The sequence below is a fragment of the Enterobacter sp. SES19 genome, assembly GCF_011765665.1.
In the GTDB taxonomy this organism is placed as follows: domain Bacteria; phylum Pseudomonadota; class Gammaproteobacteria; order Enterobacterales; family Enterobacteriaceae; genus Enterobacter; species Enterobacter pseudoroggenkampii.
Window position 1 is genome coordinate 2,080,560 of sequence record NZ_CP050320.1, and the last position, 19,659, is coordinate 2,100,218.

Consider the following 19,659-nt stretch of genomic DNA (forward strand, 5'->3'; position numbering starts at 1 on the left):
TTTTGACGTTTACTGCTGCGGTGCCGCCGGTTCGGCTGGCGCTGCCGGTTCAGCCGGTTCCGGCATCCCCAGAGCAGGCATACCGAACATGCCAACGAAGTCTTCCAGCGGCATTTTGTCGCCGTTGAGCGTGACCTGGCCGTTGGCATACTGCAGACTGGTGGAAATCGTGTTGTTGTCCACCTTCGTGATGCGGAACATCTGGCCCATGGCCGCCAGACCTTTCACCTGCTGGTTCGCCAGCTTGCCGGCATCTTCATCGCCGTAGCCTTCCAGTTTCGCAATCTGGGTCATAAACTCGGTCGCCATATCCATCGGGATGGTCAGCTTGCTGTCGAGCGACTTCACGCTGCGATCCACTTCCTGCGCCAGCGTCTGCGGTTCACCCGTTGCGGTGGCCGGATCTTTCAGGAACAGCGACAGGTTAAAGCTGGTTTCGCCTTTGCTGTTTTTCCAGCTCAGCGGCGCAACGGTTATTACCGGCTCGCCTTTCAGCAGGATTGGCAGGTTGTTGAACAGCACCGCCATCGCCTGCTGCTGGTACACTTCCGGGTTCTGCTGCAGCGCGGTACCGGTCAGCAGCGCCTGGCTCTCTTTACTGTATTTCTGGCTAAACTCGTGCCACGCCTGGCCGTCGATATTGCCGATCTTCAGCGACAGTTTGCCGGTGCCCAGATCCTGATTCTGTACTTTCAGGCTCTTCAGCGTGTAATCCAGCTGGGTATTGATGCTCTTACCGTCTTTGGAAACGTCGGATTTGCCGTTGACGTCCATGCCTTCCAGCACGGCCATCTCTTTCCCTTCAACCGCAATGGCGACTTTATCGAGAGACAGTTTTTGATCGCCGATACGCTCCTGGAAATCGGTCATTCGGCTGTTGCCGTCGGCTTTCAGATTGCTGAAGGTGAGCTGAACTTTTTGGTTATATTCGTTCATGGCATTGACCAGGCCGCTCTCCGCTTCACCCGTCAGGGAGAACACGTTTCCGTCGCGGTCAGCATCGAGTTTGAAGTGGCCGCCGCTGAAGGCGACTTTTTCATTCTCTTTCTCGTAGTTCAGCGCTTTCAGCGCAATATCGGAACTGGTGTCACCGGCATAGCTAATTCGGGTATTAATGTCGAAAGGCGATTCATTCTTCGCCAGGTCAAACAGCGGTTTGGTGACGTCGTTATTCACCAGCACGGTATGAACGGACGCCATCGACGGGATCAGGTTAAAGGACTTCAGCTGCGCCAGCGGGAATGGACCGTGGCTCACCACTTCGTCCAGCACCACGCTCTGGCCCGGTTTCAGCCAGCCGTTTTCAGCACCGGCAACCGGCTTCACCACCAGCTGCATACGGCTGGTAAACACACCGCGGTGATAGTTCTGGTAGCTCAGTTCCAGACCTGCTTCCGGCGCGCTGCGCTTAATCTCTCCGTTAGCCTGCGCCACCATCTCAGCCAGACGGCCTTCCAGCTGTTTCCCGGTAAACCAGGAGGCACCCGTCCAGACCACGCCTAACGCTACAATCACTCCAACCGCTACGACCGATTTTTTCATTGCGACTATCCCTAAAATGAAACCAGGCGGTAAAAACCGCCTGGAGATATTAAGCCTGCAACTAGCTTAGCAAGAGTTGTTAAAAAATTCAGTAAGTGCTTAAAGCTTATTGAAAACGCGCGCCAGGCGACCGGTGCCGCTCACGCTGACCGGGGACTCATTGGCTGCAACGAATGCTGACTCACCGGGCTTAAGCACCAGACGCTGTTCGCCTTTGCGCAGCGTCGCTTCGCCTTCAACGCAGAACAGAATCGCCGCGCTCTCCTGAGCCACCGACGTTTCGGCGCTGCTCAGGTCGTGCAGGGAGAAGGCAAAATCCTCAACCGGGATCGGGAAGTCCAGCTCTGCGCCGTTTTTCACCGGCTGAGTCAGCAGCTCCGCGGCAGGTTTCGCCACGAACTTCACGTTGGCAACCAGCTCAGGAATGTCGATGTATTTCGGCGTCAGGCCCGCGCGCAGCACGTTATCGGAGTTGGCCATCACCTCCAGCGCCACGCCCTGCAGGTAGGCGTGTGGGGTTTCCGCGAACAGGAACATTGCCTCGCCGGGGTTCAGCTTCACCACGTTCAGCAGCAGAGGGGAGAACAGGCCGCTGTCGTCCGGGTAGAATTCGGAAATCAGGCGGATAGTCTCCCACGGTTCACCTTGCTGGCTGTCCAGGGCGGCTTTCAGCACCGCCAGCGCGTGGGATTTCTCTTCACCCTGCATATTCAGCAGGCTGGCAAACAGCTGGCTCAGCGCGTCGGCGCTCGGGTTTTCGAGGAAGTGGGCGATAGCCTTGTTGGCACCCGCGACCGGTTGCAGCAGAGAAATGATCTCCGAAAACTCGCGGAAGGCGTTCATCGCCAGGAACGGCGTCAGCGCGAACACCAGTTCCGGCTTGTGGTTAGGATCTTTGTAGTTACGCTCGGCGGCGTCTAACGGGATACCCGCCGCGTTCTCTTTCGCAAAGCCGATTTCGGAGGCTTTCTTGTTCGGGTGAACCTGAATGGAGAGCGGCTGGTCGGCGCACAGCACCTTAAACAGGAACGGCAGTTCGCCGAAGCGGCGAGCGACCTTGTCACCCAGCAGCGCGGCTTTATCGGCATCAATCACGTCGCGCAGGCTGCGTACCTGGCCGCTGGCGTCTTCAATTTTTGAGCTGCTCTTCGGGTGCGCGCCCATCCACAGTTCTGCCATCGGCAGGTTGTTCGGGTTCGCGATACCGTAGAGATCCGTTAACGCAGTTTTACTTCCCCAGGCGTAGTTTTGCACTGAGTTAATGAGTTTTTGCATTATCAAGCCCTGATTCAATTGTGGAATTAACTCCGGGTATTAAAGCAATAAACCTCATGGAAGTAACCTGTGGATGTAAAAAGTCGTACTAGTCTCAGTTTTTGTTAAAAAATTGTGTAGGATAAGCTGACTCGCTTTTAAGCCGGGCAGCGGAACATCTGCCCTGAATAAACAGACCGAAGCAGTAAGTGAGAGACCAATGTCGAATAAACCCTTCCATTATCAGGATCCTTTCCCCCTCAGTAAGGATCAGACCGAGTATTACCTGTTAACCCGCGATCATGTCTCCGTTTCTGAGTTTGAAGGACAAGAGATCCTCAAAGTCGATCCGCAGGCGCTGACGCTGCTGGCGCAGCACGCTTTCCACGACGCCTCGTTTATGCTCCGTCCTGCGCACCAGCAGCAGGTGGCCGATATCCTGAGCGACCCGCAGGCCAGCGAAAACGATAAATACGTTGCCCTGCAGTTCCTTCGTAACTCCGATATCGCGGCGAAAGGCATTCTGCCAACCTGTCAGGACACCGGCACGGCGATCATCGTCGGTAAAAAAGGCCAGCGCGTCTGGACCGGCGGCGGTGACGAAGCGGCGCTGGCGCACGGCGTTTATAACACCTACACCGAAGACAACCTGCGCTATTCGCAAAACGCCGCGTTGGACATGTACAAAGAGGTCAACACCGGCACCAACCTGCCAGCACAGATTGACCTCTACAGCGTCGACGGTGATGAGTACAAATTCCTCTGTATCGCCAAAGGCGGCGGTTCAGCCAACAAAACCTATCTCTACCAGGAAACCAAAGCGCTGCTCACCCCGGGCAAGCTGAAGAACTACCTGGTTGAGAAGATGCGCACCCTCGGCACCGCGGCGTGCCCGCCGTACCATATCGCATTTGTGATTGGCGGTACCTCGGCTGAAAGCACGCTGAAAACCGTCAAGCTGGCCTCAACCAAATACTATGACGGCCTGCCTACCGAAGGTAACGAGCACGGCCAGGCGTTCCGCGACGTACAGCTTGAGCAGGAACTGCTGGAAGAGGCGCGTAACCTGGGTCTCGGCGCGCAGTTTGGAGGAAAATACTTTGCCCACGACGTGCGCGTGATCCGTCTGCCGCGTCACGGTGCCTCCTGTCCGGTCGGGATGGGCGTCTCCTGTTCTGCGGATCGCAACATCAAGGCCAAGATCAACCGCGAAGGCGTGTGGATCGAAAAACTGGAAAACAACCCGGGCAAATACATTCCGGAAGAGCTGCGTAAAGCAGGTGAGGGTGAAGCGGTTCGCGTTGACCTGAACCGTCCGATGAAAGAGATTCTGGCGCAGCTTTCGCAGTATCCGGTCTCGACCCGTCTCTCCCTGAACGGCACGATTATCGTGGGGCGCGACATCGCGCACGCGAAGCTGAAAGAGCGTCTGGACAATGGCGAAGGGCTGCCGCAGTACATTAAAGATCACCCAATCTACTACGCTGGCCCGGCGAAAACGCCTGAAGGCTACGCCTCTGGCTCGTTAGGCCCAACCACGGCAGGACGTATGGACTCGTACGTTGACCAGCTGCAGGCCAACGGCGGCAGCATGATCATGCTGGCGAAAGGTAACCGCAGCCAGCAGGTGACGGACGCCTGCCACAAGCACGGCGGCTTCTACCTCGGCAGTATCGGCGGCCCGGCAGCGGTGCTGGCACAGGGCAGCATCAAGAGCCTGGAGTGCGTGGAATACCCGGAACTGGGTATGGAAGCGATCTGGAAAATTGAAGTGGAAGATTTCCCGGCGTTTATCCTCGTGGATGACAAAGGCAACGACTTCTTCAAGCAGATCCAGTCGTCCCAGTGTTCGGCGTGTGTGAAGTAATTCTATAAATTGCCGGGTGGCGCTGACGCTTACCCGGCCTGCATTCTCGTAGGTCGGGTAAGGCGCAGCCGCCACCCGACACCAAAAAGAGCGCACAAAGCGCCATAACGTTTCTCAGAAGTCATCAATACTTATTCCTTAAGCATGTGAGCAATCCCTCTTTTGTTATCAAGGAGAAAGTAATGACCACGGTACGCCATGAGAAAGATTCGATGGGCGCCATCGACGTCCCGGCCGACAAGCTATGGGGCGCGCAAACCCAGCGTTCGCTGGAGCATTTCCGTATCTCGACTGAAAAAATGCCCGTCTCGCTGATTCAGGCGCTGGCGCTCACCAAACGTGCAGCTGCGAAAGTGAACCAGGATTTAGGCCTGCTGACGGCAGACAAAGCGACCGCCATCATCAACGCCGCCGACGAAGTGCTGGCGGGCAAGCATCCCGACGAATTCCCCCTCGCCATCTGGCAGACCGGTTCCGGCACCCAAAGCAACATGAACATGAACGAAGTGCTGGCGAACCGGGCAAGCGAACTGCTGGGCGGCGTGCGCGGCATGGAGCGTAAGGTTCATCCAAACGATGACGTCAACAAAAGCCAGAGTTCCAACGACGTCTTCCCGACGGCGATGCACGTGGCGGCGGTGATTGCTATCCGCGAGCAGCTTATTCCGCAGCTCAACGTTCTGAAATCCACGCTCAATGAGAAAGCGCAGGCCTTCCGCGAGATCGTTAAAATTGGCCGTACGCACCTGCAGGACGCCACGCCGCTGACGCTCGGCCAGGAGATTTCCGGCTGGGTGGCGATGCTGGAACATAACCTGAAGCATATTGAGTACAGCCTGCCGCACCTGGCGGAGCTGGCGCTCGGCGGGACGGCGGTCGGGACCGGGTTAAACACCCATCCAGAATACGCGGTGCGCGTGGCGAAAGAGCTGGCAAACATCACCGGGCAGCCGTTCGTCACGGCGCCCAACAAGTTCGAAGCGCTGGCGACCTGCGACGCGCTGGTCCACACCCACGGCGCGCTGAAAGGGCTGGCGGCATCATTAATGAAAATCGCCAACGACGTGCGCTGGCTGGCCTCGGGGCCGCGCTGCGGCATTGGTGAAATCAGCATTCCGGAAAATGAGCCGGGCAGCTCCATCATGCCGGGTAAAGTCAACCCGACCCAGTGTGAAGCCATGACTATGCTCTGCTGTCAGGTACTGGGCAACGACGTGGCCGTCAACCTGGGCGGCGCGTCCGGCAACTTCGAGCTGAACGTCTATCGCCCGATGGTGATCCACAACGTTCTGCAATCGATTCGTCTGCTGGCGGACGGGATGGAGAGCTTTAACGAGCACTGTGCGGTAGGGATTGAGCCGAATCGCGAGCGTATCAGCCAGTTGCTTAATGAATCCCTGATGCTGGTGACGGCGCTGAATACCCATATCGGCTACGACAAGGCCGCCGAGATCGCTAAAAAAGCGCATAAAGAGGGACTGACGCTGAAAGCCTCCGCCCTGGCGCTGGGCTATCTGACGGAGGCGGAGTTCGACGCCTGGGTTCGCCCGGAAGCGATGGTCGGTAGCCTGAAATAATCAACCCGCCACATACAGGTGCAGCCGCGGAATAATCAGCTGCAGCGGCTGCGCCTGAGGTCTGTAACGGTGCTGGACATTGTCCGCATCGTAATTCAAAAGCTCACCAATATCCGGCACGATGGCCCCCTGGTCGGCATCAAAGAGCGCAATCAGCGGCGTCGGACAGGCATACTGCACCTGTTTTTGCTGACCGGAATACCAGACGCGGGCGATAGGCTGCACCTTCACCGGGCGCTTAATTTTGAGGCGCGTATCCGCCGGTAGCGAGGCGATGCTGTGGTACTCCTGTTCCAGGCGCTCAATCCACTGCTCACGCGACCACGGCGCGACGGTGCGCGGCGTCTTCAGGCTTTTTTCCAGCTGCGCCAGAATTTCATCCCGGGTGAAGTTTTTAATGATGTGCTTATTCGCCCAGCCGAAGCGCAGCGTGGCGGGGTGACGCAGTACCGTCAGCGTGCGATAGGCATTCAGGGTAATTAACCCAGGAAGCTGACGGTGCACCCATTCAAACCGGGCGGCAGTGGCGAGGCCGGACTCTTCGGTAACGATCTTTTCAAATGCCGCTTTCAGGGTGTTGATATGGGTAATCTGGCCTTCCAGCGCGTCGCGCGTTGTCGCATCGGTTTGCAGGCAGATCACGCCGGGCAGACGCACGGCCGCCTTACTGCTGCGGTTTTCAGACTGCTGCTGGATAAACAGGCGACGATAGTGTTTCAGCGCCAGCTCAAGAGCGGCGCTGCCGATGTGCTGTTCAACCTCGATGGTGTCCAGCGGGTCGTGTTCTGCCCCTTTAGCTACCTCGGGCAGGGTAAAGACGCGTGCGGCCAGCAGACGGCAGGTCTGCAAACGTTCGGTCAGGGTCAGTAGCTCGTGTTCTATTTCCCGAAACGTGCTGTTCAGCCGTTCGAGAAGATCGTAAGTCGCCATAAACACTCTCATTAGTTACAACATACTTATCATATAGCACAGCACGCCGGGTCAGGCCAGCGTGCGGTTTAGGTCAGACAGGAACGGGAAGGGCGATGTTATGATATACCGGCCAGCTAAAGCAGAAGCGCGCGCCGCCAAGCTCGCTCTCCTCGCAATGCACCGTGCCGCCCATTGCCTGCGCGATAGAGTAGACAATCGCCAGCCCCAGGCCACATCCGCCAGTGGCGCGATCGCGGCTGGGGTCGAGGCGGACAAACGGTTCAAACACGGTTTCTCGCGCTTCCGGGGCTATCCCCGGCCCGTCATCCTCCACCGTCAGGCTTGCCTGACTGCCCTGCAAATCCAGCCCAATCTGTAGCGTACTTTCGCTGTAGCGCATGGCGTTGTTCATCAGGTTATCCAGCACGCGTTCCATCAGGCGCATATCGAGTGCGCCGTAGTCACCCGGCGTGACGCGCGTCAACAGCGTACGCTGCGGGTTCACGCTTTGGACATCGTCAATATGGGTTTGCAGCCATGCGGGCAGATCCGGCGTACTGAGGTTCAGCTCGTTTTGCGGGCGATCGAGGCGCGCGTAGGTCAGCAGTTCCTCAATCAGCGCCTCAAGCTGGCCAATGTCGCGGTTAAGCGCCTGAGACTCCGCTTCCGTCAGATTTTCGCTCATCTCCAGACGATAGCGCAGGCGCACCAGCGGCGTGCGCAGCTCGTGCGCAATTCCGTCGATCAGCTGCTTCTTACTGGCGATCAGGGCATTGATGTTATCGGCCATCTGGTTAAAGGCCACGCCCAGACGTTCAAAGCTGGAACCGCTGTCGAAGTGAATGCGCTCGGTAAAATGCCCCTCGCCAAAACGCTGCGCAGCGGATTCCAGCTTCAGCATGTCCTGCCAGTGCGGGCGCATCCAGATAAAGACCGGAAACGCGAGCGAGATGGCGATAAAGGCCATCAGCGCCATGTCCAGCAGGCGCATCTGGTGCAGATAATAGAGATAGGGAACCGGGCCGACGGCCAGCACGTAATGGCTGCGCGGGATACGCTGGATAAAGGTGTATTTCTCATCCAGCGCGACGATGTCCCCGTCGCGCAGACGCTGCATGGCGGGTGGGTCCAGCTCAAAATTTTTTAAGGGCTCGATGCGTAAATCGAACGAGAGATTCAGATCCAGCTCTTTCAGGGTTTTCGCCCAGTCGTGCGGCGGGATCTCTCTTAGCTCGCTGCGCATCAGATAGAGCGAGCTTTTCATCAGGTCGTCCAGCGACTGCCTGCCTGCACGTTCGGCGGTGAATTTATAGACCAGCCCGACCAGCATGGTCATGACCAGGAAGCAGACAAACAGCAAAAGATAAAACTGCACAAACAGCTTTTTCATTGGATCTCACCGAAGAAACGCTTTGTGCAGAATATACATGAAACCCGCCGATATTTTCATGTCTGTGAAGCGCATTACATCGCGTGCGCACTTCTTTTTACCTTGGCGATGAGTGTTTCCGTTACGGCCAGGCCTTCCGCAATGTGCGTATCAATCACGACAGTTCCAAATTCATTAATTAAATCCAGAAGTATTTCGTAAAACTGGATGAGTTCAAGGAGATCAAAGAGCGCTTTCCGATCGGCGCGTGAGGGAGAGGCATGGCTAAGCGCTGCCTGATTAACAATCCATTCAAGATTGGTTTTGATGGCTTCAACCTGACTGTAGCTATACATATTTCATGGGCTTAAATCCTCATATCAAGATTTTATGGGAGGGGTTTCGTGAGAGCTTCACGGTGAGAAAGCGTTGTAGCCGGGTCAGTGCCAGCTGAAGAAAGGACAGTAGAAGGTTTAATTATGGGATAGTTCGCGTGCTTAGCAAGTTAATTGTTGCGCAAACGGATAAATAAAGGCGCGATAGAGAGGACATCACTGTGTAATGCCTTCATTTCGCGCATGTTATGCTAACCGGATAACGGAATCAGGTTTCCCAGGCGTGGGGGGCAAACAGGTAACCCTTATTACGCACGGTTTTAATGCGGTAGGGCTCTGTAGCGTTATCCTGCAGCTTTTTGCGCAGACGCGAAATCGCCACGTCAACGCTGCGGTCCATTCCGTCATAGCTCACGCCACGCAGATTTTTCAGCAGCGCGTCGCGGTCCATGATTTGCCCGGCGTGCGTTGCCAGCTCCCACAGCAGGTCAAAATCTGCGGTGGAGAGGGCGATAAGCTCGCCAGAGAGCAGCACCTGGCGGTTAATGGGGTCAATAGACAGCGTACCGAAGCGCATCGCTTTGTGCGGCGTCAGAGACGCCGCGGGCGCTTCGCGTTCGATGCTGGCGTGCTGGCGCAAATGGAGGCGCAGACGTGCAAGCAGGACGGCAGGCGGTGTGGTTTTCAGAATGTAGTCATTGGCACCCATCTCCAGCGACAAGATATGGTTCATATCGCTGTCCAGCGAGGTGAGCAGGACGATAGGGCCCTCCCACCTGGCGCGCAGGTCACGGCAGAGCGTCATGCCGTCTTTGCCTGGCAACATGATATCCAGCAGCACCAGATCGGGGTTTTCACGGACGACCACCTCTTCGGCACGATCGCCGCGAGGTTCAACAATGACGTCCATATCATGTTTACCCAGATAGGCGGCGATCAACTGCCCGACTTCGGGTTCGTCTTCAACATAAACAATCTTATTCATACAGCGTCTGTTTTCGTGAAAAAAGCCAACATACACCGCGGAACCTTAACCTTCCATTAATCTTTCAAAATTAACGCCGGTTCCGTAATTCTGGTTGTTATTCGTTTTCACTAGCGCAGCGGGCGGCCGCCGTCCACGGCAAAGGTTCTGCCGGTGACATAGCAGCTGGTGAGCAGGTAATCCACGAGGTCGATGACCTCTTTCTCGCCAGGAGCGATTTTCATAAGCGACTTATTCAGCGCCTGCTGGCGATACTCCGCATCATCGTTTTCGTTAAACAAAATCATCGCCGGGGCGATGGCGTTCACCTTCACCTCGGGCGCAAGCTTGCGGGCAAACGAGCGCGTCATATTATCCAGCGCGGCTTTGCTGGCCGCGTAGGCGATGTGCTTGTCGCTTCCGCGCTCCACCACATAATCAGTGAAGTGAATGATGTCGCCCGCAGCATGCCCATGGCCGCGCAGCAGATCCTGCAGGGCGTGGTTGAGCAGATAAGGGGTATTAACGTGGATCTGCAACATGGCGGAGAGCGTTTCGCTGAGTGACGTACCGGGTTTTTCGGCACGCCATGCGCTGGCGTTATGGATCACGGCGCGCAGCCCCGTCGTGGTGGACTTCACCTCTTCCGCGAAAGCCAGAATGCCTTCATCGGTTGAAAAATCAGCCTGAATGCAGACCGCTCCGGCTTTGCGTAACCCTTCAATCGACGGGTATTCCGTACGGTAGCTGACAATGACAGGATGGCGAAGGTTGAGAAAGTGATGGGCAAGAGCGAGGCCGATACGGCGGCCTCCACCGGTAATCAGTATTGGGCGAAGCGGTGCATTTCCCATCGTATTCTCCTTTACAGTTCAACAATGGGAAAGGCGATGCTATCCCATTAACATCCAGGTTGCCGGCAGGGCAGCAACCAGTAGCAGTCCAATTAATGCCATCTCACGGCGTTTCAGCGCATGCTCCAGCTGATGCGTGCGGCGGGCGTAGATAAACACCAGCAGACCCGGTGCGTACAGCACTACCGACAGCAGCAGATGCATAGGTCCGGAAGCATACAACAACCACAGGCCGTAAATACAGGCTCCGACACCCACGACATAATGCGCCGGGCGTGTGGCAATTTTTAACAGATACGCACCCACTAAGAAATAGGGTACCAGAATCATCTCCGAGGCGATGGTCAGCAGCGTGTTATAGTCTGAACCTGTGAGCCAGATCAGCACCAGGCAGACCTGAACGCTGATGTTGGTCAGCCAGAGTGACGCCGACGGCGCGCTGTTTTTGTTTTGACGGGCGAACAGGCGTGGAAACGCCTTGTGCGTCGCGGCCAGGAACGGCACTTCAGCCGCCATGATGGTCCAGCTCAGGTAAGCGCCGCAGACGGAGACGATCAGTCCTGCGGCAATCACCACATCGCCCCAGGGACCGAGCATTTTCACCATCAGGCCTGCCATTGACGGGTTACGCATTTCCGCCAGCTCAGGACGCGCCACCACGCCCAGCGACAGCAACGTCACCAGCAGATAGACCCCGAGCGCGGCCAGTACGGCCAGCAGCGTGGCGCGGCCCACATCGCGTTTATTCCGTGCACGGGCAGAAACCACGACCGCACCTTCCACACCGATGAACACCCACAGGGTAATCAGCATCGTGTTTTTCACCTGCTCCCAGACGGGAACGCCCAGCGCAACGCCGCTGAAATCGAGCTTGAATACGTCCATACGGAACGCAATAAAGGCCAGAACAATAAACAGGCCGAGCGGAACCAGTTTCGCCAGCGTCGCCACCAGATTGATGCTGGCGGCCGTTTGTACGCCGCGTAATACCAGCCAGTGGACGAACCACAGCAGCACCGAGGCGCCCACAATAGACTGCCAGGTATTCCCGTCGCCAAAGAGACGCAGCTCTGGCGTATCGGTAAAGAAACTGAGCGCCGAGAAGACGATCACCAGATAGGAGACGTTGGCGATAACGGCACACAGCCAGTATCCCCATGCGGAACAGAAGCCAATCAGCTCGCCGAAACCTTCACGTGCATAGGTGAAAATGCCGCCGTCCAGGTCCGGGCGAATGCGGGTGAGGAGCAGCATGGCGAAGGCCAGCAGCAGTATTCCGACACCGGTAATGCCCCAGCCAATGATGAGCGCGGAAGGGCTCGCGACGGCCGCCATATTTTGCGGCAAACTGAATACGCCTGCACCCAGCATTGAGCTTAAAACGAGTGCAGTCAGAGCACTCAGGCCAAGTTTCTTTTCCATTGGCTTCCTGTTATGAAAGGTCAAAATCCAGAATAATTATTTCGCTCAGGCGCATAAAAATGGTGGATCACACTAAGGCGCGGGATTTTACGGAGTGTAACGAAAGCATGCAATGACGTGTGGCAGAAATTCAAAAAAAGTAACAAAAAAGGCGGCATTGCGCCGCCTTTCTTAAACGATTTTGTTACTTGTACAGATCGGCGCTGATGGTCACGTTATTACCACGTTCCTGCCACTGGCGGGTGATGTGGTAGTACTTCGCCCCTTTCTTAGCCGCACGCTTCGCGACCTGGTAAGAAACTTCCGTCATGTTGCCGTAGTTGCCGGTAAACTTGATGCTGTCGAACGGCACCATCTGCGCTGCAGTGGCGTTGTTCAGCTCTTCAATTTTGGTACCGTCCGGCAGCGTAACGGAATAGCGGCCACCTTTCGTGGACTGCGTTTCGAAGAAACGGCCCACTTCAGCGCTTGGGGCAGCCGTCGTTGCTACGCCTGGAATTTCAACTTTCTTCGCTTCTTCGCCGCCTTTTGCTATTGCCGCGCGACCTGCTTCTGAATTCGCCGGGATGGCATCCGGGCTCTGCAGAACACGTTTTTTCGCATCTTTTTTATAGATGAACGCGGTAATACGCTGGTTGCCACCCTGGTTAGCATCGACCTGACGCACGATGAAGAACGAGTAGGCCCCTTTCTCTTTCGCGGCTTTGGTGATGGCATCGTTCACTTCAGGCTGGCTGCGATAGAAGCCCTGAACGGTGACGGTGTCGTAAGGTTCCAGCTCAATCGCCTGATCTTTCGGCAGTTCAACAACACCGTTGATCACGCGGTTTTTCGGTGCGTCAGCTTTTGGCGCATTGTCTTTGAACAGCGCAATGGTCACGCGCTGGTTACCGCTGTTGCCGTAATCGGACTGGTCAACGACATAAAACGAGGCAGCCCCGTTTTTATCAGCAGCTTTTGATGCCGCGGCGACGGCGTCGCCAATAGAATTATAACGACCCACAATGACCGTATGGTCAAAAGGTTTTAACGCTGCCGCTTGCTCCGGCGTTAACTCTGTTGCAGCATTCGCAGACAGGGCGGTCGCGGAAAGAAGTGCGGACGCCAGGAGTGTGTTCTTAAGCTTCATAAAAATGATCCTTCGCCTTGCGCAAACCATGTACTGGTATTGTTGTTAATTTGAGACGGTCCCGATTATTGCATTTAAAACCCGTCGCTGTCTGCGCCATTTTTCACTGCCCGTGCTTACTGAATCACCTTATTCGATAACATTTAGTGATATGTTGAAAAAACACGCGTTTGACAAGTAAAACTGATAAAGCATATGACTTTTACAAGTTAATTTAATGTTAACAAGTTGTTCTCTTATGGCGCTATATCATGTTTTTACCGCTTCGTTTGCGCGATTTATCGGTTCTGGCGATGAATTTAAGGTAAATATCACTGTCAGTGACGCCGATCGCTTATTTTTCACAGATAAAGTAAGAAATAGTGTTTTCTGGCGGTAGATCACGGGCGCTATTTTCAGTAGGTTATAGACAGTTTGTTACTGTTTTATTTTCCGGGGTTAATCATATCTCATCGCTCGCGCGATGGCGAAAATTGATACAAACCGCGGGCATTTATCGATAAACCATCATCAAAAACCGATGGAAGGGAAAACTATGCGTATTGGGGTACCAAAAGAACGGTTAGCCAATGAAACCCGCGTAGCGGCAACACCGAAAACGGTGGAGCAACTGCTTAAACTGGGTTTTACGGTCGCGGTCGAAAGCGGCGCAGGCAAACTGGCGAGTTTCGATGACGAGGCCTTTATCCAGGCTGGCGCAGAAGTGGTCGACGGTGCTGACGTCTGGCAGTCGCCGGTAATTCTGAAGGTCAACGCACCGGAAGAGAGTGAAATTGCGCTGCTGAATCCGGGGACGACCCTGGTGAGCTTCATCTGGCCTGCGCAAAACCCGGAGCTGATGGAGAAGCTGGCGGCCCGTGGCGTGACCGTGATGGCGATGGACTCCGTGCCGCGCATTTCGCGCGCGCAGTCGCTGGATGCCTTAAGCTCCATGGCAAACATTGCCGGCTACCGCGCCATTGTTGAAGCGGCCCACGAATTTGGTCGCTTCTTTACAGGTCAAATCACCGCCGCGGGTAAAGTCCCTCCGGCGAAAGTGATGGTGATTGGTGCGGGCGTAGCGGGCCTTGCCGCCATCGGTGCGGCAAACAGCCTGGGCGCTATCGTACGCGCCTTTGACACCCGTCCTGAAGTAAAGGAACAGGTTCAGAGTATGGGGGCCGAATTCCTTGAGCTGGACTTTAAGGAAGAGGCAGGCAGCGGCGACGGTTACGCGAAGGTGATGTCCGAAGCCTTTATCAAAGCCGAAATGGAACTCTTCGCTGCCCAGGCGAAAGATGTCGACATTATTGTCACCACCGCGCTTATCCCCGGTAAACCGGCACCGAAGCTGATTACCCGTGAGATGGTTGACTCCATGAAATCGGGCAGCGTGATTGTCGACCTGGCCGCCCAAAACGGCGGTAACTGTGAATATACCGTACCGAATCAGGTGACCACGACCGCGAACGGCGTGAAGGTGATCGGCTATACCGATCTGCCGGGCCGTCTGCCAACGCAGTCTTCTCAGCTGTACGGCACGAACCTCGTCAACCTGCTGAAGCTGCTTTGCAAAGAGAAAGACGGCAACATCACCGTCGATTTTGACGATGTGGTGGTGCGCGGCGTCACCGTGGTCCGTGAAGGTGAAATTACCTGGCCTGCGCCGCCTATTCAGGTTTCTGCTCAGCCTCAGGCGGCAGCGAAAGCGGCGCCCGCGCCTAAAGAGCCCGCCAAACCGGCTTCTCCGTGGCGTAAATACGCGATCATGGCGCTGGTGATTATTCTGTTCGGCTGGCTGGCTGACGTCGCGCCGAAAGAGTTCCTCGGCCACTTTACCGTCTTCGCGCTCTCCTGCGTCGTAGGCTACTACGTGGTGTGGAACGTCTCCCATGCGCTGCACACGCCGCTGATGTCGGTAACCAACGCCATCTCCGGGATCATCGTAGTGGGGGCGTTACTGCAGATTGGTCACGGCGGCTGGATCAGCTTCCTGAGCTTTATCGCGGTGCTGATCGCCAGTATCAATATTTTCGGTGGTTTCACCGTGACTCAGCGCATGCTGAAAATGTTTCGTAAAGGCTAAGGGGTAGCATATGTCTGGAGGATTAGTGACAGCCGCATACATTGTTGCTGCAATCCTGTTTATTTTCAGTCTGGCGGGGCTTTCCAAACACGAAACGTCTCAGCAGGGGAATAACTTTGGTATCGCCGGGATGGCGATTGCGCTGATTGCCACCATCTTCGGGCCGGATACCGGCAACGTGGCGTGGATCCTGGTAGCGATGATCATCGGCGGCGCGATTGGTATTCGCCTCGCGAAACGCGTTGAAATGACCGAGATGCCGGAGCTGGTCGCTATTCTGCACAGCTTCGTGGGTCTGGCGGCGGTGCTGGTGGGCTTCAACAGCTACCTGTATCACGAACCGGGCCTGGAACCGATTCTGGTGAACATCCACCTGACGGAAGTGTTCCTCGGTATCTTCATCGGTGCGGTGACCTTCACCGGTTCTATTGTCGCGTTCGGCAAACTGCGCGGGAAGATCTCCTCTAAACCGCTGATGCTGCCAAACCGTCATAAGCTGAACCTGGCGGCGCTGGTCGTGTCGTTTGTACTGCTGGTGGTCTTCGTGCGTACCGAAAGCGTCGGTCTGCAGGTGCTGGCGTTGCTGGTGATGACCATCATCGCGCTGGCGTTCGGCTGGCACCTGGTGGCGTCCATCGGCGGTGCGGATATGCCGGTGGTTGTCTCGATGCTGAACTCCTACTCCGGTTGGGCGGCAGCGGCGGCAGGCTTTATGCTGAGCAACGACCTGCTGATCGTCACCGGTGCGCTGGTGGGTTCTTCCGGTGCGATCCTGTCTTACATCATGTGTAAGGCGATGAACCGTTCGTTCATCAGCGTTATCGCCGGTGGTTTCGGGACCGATGGGTCTTCTTCCAGTGCGGATGAAGAAGTGGGGGAACACCGTGAAATTTCTGCGGAAGATACTGCAGACATGCTGAAAAACTCGCATTCCGTGATCATCACTCCGGGCTACGGCATGGCGGTGGCGCAGGCGCAGTATCCGGTTGCGGAAATCACCGAGAAGCTGCGCGCGCGGGGTATTAAGGTTCGCTTTGGTATTCACCCGGTGGCAGGGCGTTTGCCTGGCCATATGAACGTGCTGCTGGCGGAAGCGAAAGTGCCTTACGACATCGTGCTGGAAATGGACGAGATCAACGATGATTTCGCCGACACCGACACCGTGCTGGTCATTGGCGCCAACGATACCGTTAACCCTGCTGCACAGGACGATCCTGGTAGCCCAATCGCCGGTATGCCGGTTCTGGAAGTGTGGAAGGCGCAGAACGTGATTGTGTTTAAACGCTCCATGAATACCGGCTATGCCGGGGTTCAGAACCCGCTGTTCTTCAAAGAGAACACCCACATGCTGTTTGGCGATGCCAAAGCCAGCGTGGATGCGATTCTGAAATCACTCTGACAGGGTAAAGCCCGGTGGTGCAAGCTTACCGGGCCTACCAAACCCGTAGGCCGGGTAAGGCGAAGCCGCCACCCGGCAAAAAAAAACCGCCGGTTCCCCGACGGTTTTTTTTCATCTTGCTGGTTAATCGTCTTCCGGATCGTCCAGCTCAACCGGCGTCTGGTACTCATCCGGCTTAATGACCAGCAGGTCGCAGCGCAGATGGTCGATTACCTGTTCGGCGGTATTGCCGAGGAAGGCGGCAGAAATACCGGTCCGGCCAATGGTGCCCAGCACCACAATCCCCGCCTGCAGGTGTTCCGCCAGGTCCGGGATCACCTCTTCAGGCAGTCCTTTTTCCACGTGGGTCATTTTCTCATCAATGCTGAATTTCTGGCGCAGCGCTTTCATGGCCAGCAGGTGCTGACCGCGGATCGCGTCGTTGTACACGCTCGGGTCAAATTCAGGCAGCTCAATGGCAATGTTAATCGGGGTGACCGGATAGGCGCCCACCAGATGCACTTCGGTATGATTCACCTGATCGGCAAGCTGGAGGGTCTCCTTCACCAGCTTCTCGTTCAGCGAATTGTGGTAATCCTCTTCGCTCGCGAGGTTTACCGCCACAACGGCTTTTCCGCCTTCAGGCCACGGCTGGTCTTTCACCATCCAGACCGGGCAAGGGCATTTACGCAGCAAGTGCCAGTCGGTCGGGGTGAAGATCACGGATTCCAGCTTGTCGTGCTGGTGCGCCATCTTCAGCAGCAGGTCGTGCCCACCGGCGACAATCTCCTGGATGATGGCTTCGAAAGGTCGGTTATGCCAGACCACTTTAATATCAATGGGCACACCCGCTTCCAGGTAATACTTCGCCTGTTCACGGATCCACGCGGTACGCTGGCTGATGACGCCCTGACGCATAGCGGTGCGCTCGTCAGGCGACAGAAGGGTGGTCATCTCATACGAGAAGTCATAGATCGGCAAAAACGCTTTGATTTTGCCACCAATCCGTTGATGTAAATACACAGCACGTCGTAATGCCGGCTGATCGTCCTGATTCGGATCGATAGCTACCAGCATGTTTTGATACTTGGCCATACAGGTCTCCTTACTACTGTCACCACAGTCTGTAATTAAAAGAGTAACCTATATATCCTGAATGAAACAGAGGGGAGGTTTTGCCAGATCAATAATTCATGAAAATTTATCAGAGGAAAAGCACTGTGGTCGTCACCGCGATAAACGCAATAAACAGCAGCACCATCACCGCTATCGCAAAGGTCGTGGAGTCCTGAACGTAGGTTTTTTCCTCCCCCTTCATTGGGCCGACAAGCATGATCCAGATGAAGATAAAGGTCACTGAGGCGATCACGACTGAAACGAAAAACAAACTTTCTCTCAATTCATAACCTCAACGAGAACCTTTCGGGCGCTGTGTGGGGACGTACTACGGTGAAAATATCTTGAAACGAAAGTGATTATACCAGACCAATAAATCACAAGAATTTATCAGTCTGGTCATCAACAGGTGGAAAGTTATGCCACGTTGCGGGCGTGCCCGGCAAGAACGGCCAGCGCTTCACCGTTTTCGATAGTGATGTATTTACCTTTAACGGCCAGCATCCCGCTCTTCTGGAAACGACCCAGCAGACGGCTGATGGTTTCCACGGTCAGACCCAGGTAGTTACCGATATCGCCACGCGTCATCGTCAGACGGAATTCACGCGGCGAGAAGCCACGCTCGGCGAAGCGGCGGGAGAGGTTGTAGATAAACGCGGCCAGGCGCTCTTCTGCATTCTTTTTGGAAAGCAGCAGGATCATGTCCTGATCGCCTTTGATCTCACCGCTCATCAGACGCATCATCTGCTGACGCAGGTTAGGCATCTTACCGGAGAGATCGTCCAGGGTTTCAAACGGGATTTCGCAAACCATCGAGGTTTCGAGTGCCTGAGCAAAGCTCGGGTGATGGCCCGTGCCGATGGCATCAAAGCCCACCAGGTCGCCCGCCAGATGGAAGCCGGTGATCTGCTCATCACCCTGCTCGGTGATGGTGTAGCTCTTGATGGTGCCAGAACGGATAGCATAGAGCGATTTCAGTTCGTCTCCCGCTTTAAACAGCGTCTGCCCTTTCTGAATAGGCTTTTTGCGCTCGATGATATTATCAAGCTGATCGAGTTCATGCTCATTCAGGGTAAACGGGATACAGAGCTGGCTGATGCTGCAATCCTGGCAATGGATAGCACAACCGCCAGACTGAATGCGTCGTATAATTCGCTTTTCCGGGATCATAGGTTTGCTCAAGCCTTAATTGATATTGGTCAATTTTAACATCTTTTTGGTAAGTACGTAAGCCTGACAAACCCTCAATAAGGACAAGAGACGACAATGCGTCGCCATCTTCTTGAAATTCCACAGCTTGATTATGGATTTTTAGCCTAACCGGTAGAAAATTAAGCACAAAAAGCCTGGGAACTAGAGCAAAAGATACCCTTCGTGACGCAGTAACCACTCTTTTCGCTGCACGCCACCGGCATAGCCGGTCAGGGTACCGTTGCGGCCAATAACGCGATGGCAGGGCACCACGATGCTGACCGGATTAGAGCCGTTCGCGGCGCCTACTGCGCGTGCGGCCCCTGCGCGGCCTAGCTGCTCCGCAAGCTGGCCGTAATGCATGACCTGCCCGCATGGAATCGAACGTAGCGCCTGCCACACTTCGCGCTGAAAAGGAGTGCCTGCCGTGGCGGTCGGCAGAGTATCGATGATGCTGAGATCGCCTTCGAAGTACGCTGCAAGCTTGTCGCTCAGCCCGCCCGGATTGGTGGCGCGGATACGTTCATATCCCTGTGAGCGGTAGTGAATCGCAAGCAGTTCTTCCATGCGGTCGCTGTGCTCTTCCCATTCGACGGCGCGCAGGCAGAACTGCTCGTCCGCGATCACCCACAGCGGGCCGAGCGGCGTCGCAATCTTGTCTTCGAGTAATCTCAGCATCCTCAT

The 19,659-nt window shown here is 55.6% G+C and carries 17 protein-coding genes; 4 read left to right on the plus strand and 13 right to left on the minus strand.

Annotated elements, in window-relative coordinates; translation table 11 throughout:
- Nucleotides 1–9: 9 nt before the first annotated feature.
- The gene (locus tag GXP72_RS09955; RefSeq protein ID WP_208763803.1) at nt 10–1,542 is read right to left on the minus strand and encodes a YdgA family protein; all 1,533 of its coding nucleotides are present in this window, start codon (nt 1,540–1,542) and stop codon (nt 10–12) included.
- A 99-nt stretch (nt 1,543–1,641) separates the two neighbouring features.
- Entirely contained in the window at nt 1,642–2,817 is a 1,176-nt protein-coding gene (gene manA / locus GXP72_RS09960; protein WP_090417223.1) for a mannose-6-phosphate isomerase, read from the minus strand.
- 199 nt (nt 2,818–3,016) lie between these two features.
- Here manA and fumA point away from each other — a divergent pair, with 199 nt between their 5' ends.
- The gene (fumA, locus tag GXP72_RS09965; protein WP_061715401.1) at nt 3,017–4,663 is read left to right on the plus strand and encodes a class I fumarate hydratase FumA; all 1,647 of its coding nucleotides are present in this window, start codon (nt 3,017–3,019) and stop codon (nt 4,661–4,663) included.
- A gap of 182 nt (nt 4,664–4,845) precedes the next feature.
- Nucleotides 4,846–6,240, plus strand: a complete 1,395-nt coding sequence (gene fumC / locus GXP72_RS09970) for a class II fumarate hydratase (RefSeq protein ID WP_090417221.1) — start codon at nt 4,846–4,848, stop codon at nt 6,238–6,240.
- Here fumC and tus read toward each other — a convergent pair whose 3' ends face one another.
- The 7 genes from tus to ydgH all read right to left on the minus strand — a co-directional run bounded on the left by tus (nt 6,241) and on the right by ydgH (nt 13,225).
- Nucleotides 6,241–7,170, minus strand: coding sequence for a DNA replication terminus site-binding protein (tus, locus tag GXP72_RS09975; protein ID WP_090417220.1), 930 nt, complete (start codon nt 7,168–7,170; stop codon nt 6,241–6,243). It abuts the gene before it with no gap.
- A gap of 73 nt (nt 7,171–7,243) precedes the next feature.
- Nucleotides 7,244–8,542 (minus strand): two-component system sensor histidine kinase RstB, encoded by a 1,299-nt coding sequence (gene rstB, locus GXP72_RS09980; protein ID WP_024909335.1) that lies wholly within the window; start codon nt 8,540–8,542, stop codon nt 7,244–7,246.
- 74 nt (nt 8,543–8,616) lie between these two features.
- The gene (locus tag GXP72_RS09985; protein ID WP_090417218.1) at nt 8,617–8,877 is read right to left on the minus strand and encodes a hypothetical protein; all 261 of its coding nucleotides are present in this window, start codon (nt 8,875–8,877) and stop codon (nt 8,617–8,619) included.
- 247 nt (nt 8,878–9,124) lie between these two features.
- The gene (gene rstA / locus GXP72_RS09990) at nt 9,125–9,841 is read right to left on the minus strand and encodes a two-component system response regulator RstA (protein WP_024909333.1); all 717 of its coding nucleotides are present in this window, start codon (nt 9,839–9,841) and stop codon (nt 9,125–9,127) included.
- A 110-nt stretch (nt 9,842–9,951) separates the two neighbouring features.
- Nucleotides 9,952–10,674 (minus strand): dihydromonapterin reductase, encoded by a 723-nt coding sequence (gene folM, locus GXP72_RS09995; protein WP_061715397.1) that lies wholly within the window; start codon nt 10,672–10,674, stop codon nt 9,952–9,954.
- A gap of 39 nt (nt 10,675–10,713) precedes the next feature.
- The gene (locus tag GXP72_RS10000) at nt 10,714–12,096 is read right to left on the minus strand and encodes an amino acid permease (RefSeq protein WP_090417216.1); all 1,383 of its coding nucleotides are present in this window, start codon (nt 12,094–12,096) and stop codon (nt 10,714–10,716) included.
- Nucleotides 12,097–12,280: 184 nt separating this feature from the next.
- Nucleotides 12,281–13,225 carry a DUF1471 family protein YdgH gene (ydgH, locus tag GXP72_RS10005; protein ID WP_024909331.1) on the minus strand — a complete coding sequence of 315 codons (945 nt, stop codon included), beginning with the start codon at nt 13,223–13,225 and terminating at the stop codon, nt 12,281–12,283.
- A gap of 535 nt (nt 13,226–13,760) precedes the next feature.
- On the opposite strand from ydgH, the gene pntA reads away from it, so the two are divergent.
- Nucleotides 13,761–15,290 (plus strand): Re/Si-specific NAD(P)(+) transhydrogenase subunit alpha, encoded by a 1,530-nt coding sequence (gene pntA / locus GXP72_RS10010; RefSeq protein ID WP_024909330.1) that lies wholly within the window; start codon nt 13,761–13,763, stop codon nt 15,288–15,290.
- A gap of 10 nt (nt 15,291–15,300) precedes the next feature.
- Nucleotides 15,301–16,689, plus strand: coding sequence for a Re/Si-specific NAD(P)(+) transhydrogenase subunit beta (pntB, locus tag GXP72_RS10015; protein ID WP_024909329.1), 1,389 nt, complete (start codon nt 15,301–15,303; stop codon nt 16,687–16,689).
- Between the two features lie 123 nt (nt 16,690–16,812).
- Here pntB and uspE read toward each other — a convergent pair whose 3' ends face one another.
- The 4 genes from uspE to ogt form a co-directional block, all read right to left on the minus strand.
- Entirely contained in the window at nt 16,813–17,763 is a 951-nt protein-coding gene (gene uspE, locus GXP72_RS10020) for a universal stress protein UspE (RefSeq protein WP_024909171.1), read from the minus strand.
- 109 nt (nt 17,764–17,872) lie between these two features.
- Nucleotides 17,873–18,055 (minus strand): hypothetical protein, encoded by a 183-nt coding sequence (locus GXP72_RS10025; protein WP_014883604.1) that lies wholly within the window; start codon nt 18,053–18,055, stop codon nt 17,873–17,875.
- Between the two features lie 146 nt (nt 18,056–18,201).
- A complete protein-coding gene (fnr, locus tag GXP72_RS10030; RefSeq protein WP_006174991.1) occupies nt 18,202–18,954 on the minus strand; it encodes a fumarate/nitrate reduction transcriptional regulator Fnr in 753 nt (250 codons plus the stop codon).
- Nucleotides 18,955–19,137: 183 nt separating this feature from the next.
- Nucleotides 19,138–19,653: a methylated-DNA--[protein]-cysteine S-methyltransferase gene (gene ogt / locus GXP72_RS10035; protein ID WP_048991206.1), complete on the minus strand. Its 516-nt coding sequence runs from the start codon at nt 19,651–19,653 to the stop codon at nt 19,138–19,140.
- Between the last annotated feature and the right edge of the window lie 6 nt (nt 19,654–19,659).